Here is a 3280-nt window from a genome sequence, read left to right on the forward strand (position 1 = left end):
CCAACAAATAAATCATCCTTGCTTTGATGCGATCGCACCTAACAAGGCTCTTTTAGCCCGCGCAGGCGGGCTTTGTCCGTGTAGCCCCAGGCTTGAGCCTGCGGGTTTTTTGAAGGTTTTATTTTTTGGAGTTCCCTTACACAAAACCCCGGATGCAGTAGGGTTGATTCGCGAATCAACCCTACATTTAGGGTTTGACCACAGGCTGCTGAGGGGAGTTATAATGCCATTGCGGTCTAATCAATAGGATGGCGACCTCGGCCCACTATGCCAACCTCTCAAATTCACCGAGTAACTAGGTCTCCAGCATGAAAATAATCGAGCAGATTTAAAACAATCCTCAAGGCGGGTTGGAATAGCTTGATGAGTTATGAAAAGTCATATTACATCGGCAGGCTAATAATTTTTATCAGTGACACTTGACAGGGTATTAAATACATAATGATGGACGTAGGAGACTGATTTATGAATAGATTAAAAAGGTTAACTCTGGAAGGATTTAAGTCTATTAAGGCAATAGATATTGAGTTTAATCCTTTAAATATTTTGATTGGAGCAAACGGGGCAGGAAAGAGCAATCTCATTTCGTTTTTCAAAATGCTGAATGAGATGATGGCTGGGCGCTTTCAACTCTATATTGCTGCTAATGGACGTACTCAGTCCATTCTCCACTTTGGACCTAAAACAACGCTTCAGATAGAAGCAAAGCTAGAGTTTAAAGTTACGAATGGAGTGGATACTTATTATATGAGATTATTTCATGCTGCGGGTGATACTCTAATTTTTGCTGAAGAAACAATCAGTTTTCAGGAAATGAATTCGGCATATGCAAGAATTGATGAATTAGGGGCTGGACATCAAGAAGCTAAAATTGGCGAAGCAGTAGAAGAAAAACAAACAGCTAAGATCCTTAAATACTTACTTGATCGGTGTCGCGTTTATCACTTCCATGACACATCACCTACAGCAGATGTCCGTCAATCCTGTTATGTTGGCGATAACCGATGGCTCATGCCTGATGCCGGTAATTTAGCTGCTTTACTCTTAAGGTTTCGTGAAGAAAAGAAGAAATCTTATCAACAAATTGTGGGTACGATTCGCTTGACCGCGCCTTTTTTTGATGATTTTGTTATTGAACCCGATGCATCACGTAGGGTCCTTCTAAATTGGAGAGAAAAGGATTCAGATCAAGTATTCGGACCTCATCAATTTTCCGATGGAACTTTGCGCACTATTTGCCTTGCCACGCTACTCCTACAGCCTGAAGATGAACTTCCGAAATTGATTATTGTTGATGAACCTGAACTAGGTCTTCACCCTTATGCTTTAAATATTATAGCTGACCTATTTAAGAAGGCATCGCTCCATACACAAATCCTCATTAGCACTCAATCCAGTTCCTTTTTGGACAATTTTGACCCTGAAGACGTAATTGCCGTAGACCGAGAGGGTAAAGAGTCAAAATTTAAGAGGTTAAGTTCTGAAGAGTTAGATATTTGGCTCGACGAATATAGCTTAGGGGAAGTTTGGGAGAAAAACATCATTGGGGGAGGACCTCATTGATGGCGCGGCTTTACCTATTTGCTGAAGGGCAAACCGAACAGACATTTGCGGACAATTTAATCAAGCCGCATTTGGCGAAATACAACCTATTCATGCACAATCCTGTACTCATTGCTCACGCCAAGAAGAAGGGGCGAGTCCATTGGGGCGGTGGTCGCAACTATGCACCGATGAAGAATGACATCATCCGATTTCTGAAACAGGATAAAGCTACAGATGCGTTTTTCACGACTATGATTGATTTGTATGCGATTCATGATGACTTTCCAGGACTAGCCGAAGCTGAACGGATGAGACAAAATCCTTTTGAACGGGTTAAATTTTTGGAAAAAAAATTTGCAGAAGATATAGGGGACCTGCGATTCATCCCTTATATTCAGTTGCATGAGTATGAAGCCTATCTTTTTTCTGATCCAACTTGTTTCGAGTACCTGAGTTCGGGAAGCACACAAGAAGTTGAAACCCTTCAGGCGATTGCGAGTCAATATGAGACCCCCGAGTTAATCAACGATGGATTACAAACAGCACCGAGCAAACGGATTATTGCTCAGTTCCCCGATTATGGCAAGGCCAAATCCACCTTTGGACCGCAGTTAGCTGAGAGAATAGGATTACAATCAATTCGAGGTCACTGCCTACATTTTAATGAGTGGTTATTAAAGCTTGAATTGTTGGATAGACAATCAGCGATTTGTTGACTTCCTAACAACACCTATGGAGGATTCGCAGTGAACTCGCTGAGTCTTAATTTTGACTGGCTGACAAGCGGAAATGATGCGCCCGAGATCCAACAAACGATGGGAATGTTTGGGCTGAAAGCGGGAGAAATTAGCCTCAGCCGGAATGAGGACATTTGGTCTCAAACGATTCGTGATACGGTTTTAGTCTCTGCTTATCCTCTTGCGGCATGGATGGTTGCCTCATGGTGGAGGTTATTATATGAACCCCTTCCTCTAGGGCGTCGGTTCAGTAAAAAGGCTTGACAACACCGAGCAAATGTGTATCTACCTGCTGGATTCAACTACGGTGGGGCCTGTTGTATTGGTAAAACCTCATTCATTCGAGCAATGACATGAAGATTATGGACGACAGCCACTCGCCTGAGATCGAAGAGGTTTTTGCGCTGTCCAATATAACGGGCGCGTTTGTCCTGCCACTGTCCGACATGAGCTAGAGAGTGTTCTACAGACGTTCTCTCCCTAAGGAAAGCGCGACCGCTTGAGGTAGATTGACGCCTCCGCAATTCCTGCATCAATCCTTCATCGGGATGGATAGATATGCGGAGGCCATTCTTACTCGTAGTACAGCGTTCTCTCAGGGGACAAGCGGCACACTCCGGTTTGGGAAAATGAACGATATTACCGGGTTCAAACGGCATAATCACTTGATTTGGACAACTAATTACCTGGTTTTCCCAGTCAAAAACAAAGGCGTTTTTATCAAACCGTTCTGAGTTTCTTACCGGCCATGCTTTACAAAATATCTGTAATTGTTCGGAGCGTTCTTTTACCCAATGACTCGATAAATAAGCTCGGTCGATATGTAGCTCATTTAACTGAACCTGTTGTCTTTTTAAATCAACTTCTAAGTCAACAGTGGCAGCGGATTCTGGTGTCCACGCGCGGGTGACAGCCACAGCCCGAATCACTCCTATATCTAAATCTTTAAGAATATGGCGTTTATAACCATTGATTTTTTGAGAGCGGCTTTTTCGGCC

The 3280-nt window shown here is 43.2% G+C and carries 4 protein-coding genes; 3 read left to right on the plus strand and 1 reads right to left on the minus strand.

Annotated elements, in window-relative coordinates; genetic code table 11:
* Window positions 1-465: 465 nt before the first annotated feature.
* The 3 genes from NG833_RS29380 to NG833_RS29390 are packed head-to-tail and all read left to right on the plus strand — an operon-like array spanning window position 466 to window position 2546.
* Complete coding sequence (locus NG833_RS29380) at window positions 466-1563, plus strand: AAA family ATPase (protein WP_254568808.1); 1098 nt, start codon at window positions 466-468, stop codon at window positions 1561-1563.
* A complete protein-coding gene (locus NG833_RS29385) occupies window positions 1563-2261 on the plus strand; it encodes a DUF4276 family protein (protein WP_254568809.1) in 699 nt (232 codons plus the stop codon). The genes NG833_RS29380 and NG833_RS29385 overlap by 1 nt, the downstream gene beginning before the upstream one ends.
* Window positions 2262-2291: 30 nt before the next feature.
* Window positions 2292-2546 carry a hypothetical protein gene (locus NG833_RS29390; RefSeq protein ID WP_254568810.1) on the plus strand — a complete coding sequence of 85 codons (255 nt, stop codon included), beginning with the start codon at window positions 2292-2294 and terminating at the stop codon, window positions 2544-2546.
* Window positions 2547-2584: 38 nt separating this feature from the next.
* Here NG833_RS29390 and NG833_RS29395 read toward each other — a convergent pair.
* On the minus strand, window positions 2585-3280 hold a 696-nt coding region (locus NG833_RS29395), incomplete at its 5' end, for a transposase (RefSeq protein WP_254568811.1).

It is taken from the genome of Oscillatoria sp. HE19RPO, assembly GCF_024220515.1.
Classification (GTDB): Bacteria; Cyanobacteriota; Cyanobacteriia; order Cyanobacteriales; family Laspinemataceae; genus Laspinema.